General features: G+C 35.1%; 1 protein-coding gene. It reads left to right on the top strand.

Annotation, left to right across the window (positions count from 1 at the left end; translation table 11 throughout):
* Window positions 1–39 precede the first annotated feature (39 nt).
* On the top strand, window positions 40–702 hold the full coding sequence (locus C8322_RS14250; protein ID WP_100833453.1) for an IS1595 family transposase: 663 nt from the start codon (window positions 40–42) through the stop codon (window positions 700–702).
* Window positions 703–735: the final 33 nt, after the last annotated feature.

Genomic DNA, 735 nt, shown 5'->3' with positions numbered 1-735 from the left:
GGCTCTAGACTAGCAGAACAGATATGTTAGTCTAGAATCATGATAGAAAACAGCAAATTAAGTAACTATAAGATTAAAAAAATTATTCAGTGCTTTTGCATTGATATTCCTGCTTCTAAAACAGCCTTATTGCTTAACTTGAACCGTAATACCATCAACTATTGGTACATGCTTTTTAGAGAAGCAATCTACGATCATCAAACAGATTTAAGAGCAAAGTTTGTAGGTTCTATTGAAATTGATGAGAGCTATTTTGGAGCAAAAAGACAACGTGGTTTTCATGGGAAGTTGAAGCGAGGTCGAGGTACTTTAAAACAACCTGTATTTGGAATATTTGAAAGGAATGGTCGAGTTTATACAGAAATAGTCCCAGATTGTAAAAAGAATACATTACAACAAGTTATCTTAGGTAAAGTTGCACTTGAAAGTGTAATTTATAGTGATGGTTGGCGTGGATACAATGGTTTGGTAGATGTTGGTTACTCAAAGCATTTTAGAGTAAATCATGGAGCGAATGAATTTGCCAGAGGACAATGTCATATAAATGGAATAGAATCATTCTGGAGCTTTTGTAAAAGAAGGCTAGCAAAGTTCAACGGTATATCAAAAGAGTATTTTGATTATCATCTTAAAGAAACAGAATGGCGTTGGATGAGGGAGCCTAATGAGCTAGCAACAGAGTTGTGGGACCTCATTAGGTAAAACTAAGTGCAAATCTGCTAGTCTAGAGCCTTT

It is taken from the genome of Acinetobacter sp. SM1B (assembly GCF_003289665.1).
GTDB classification, from domain to species: Bacteria; Pseudomonadota; Gammaproteobacteria; order Pseudomonadales; family Moraxellaceae; genus Acinetobacter; species Acinetobacter schindleri.
Note: the sequence above shows the minus strand (reverse complement) of the source record. Positions and strands in the feature narration are given on the sequence as shown.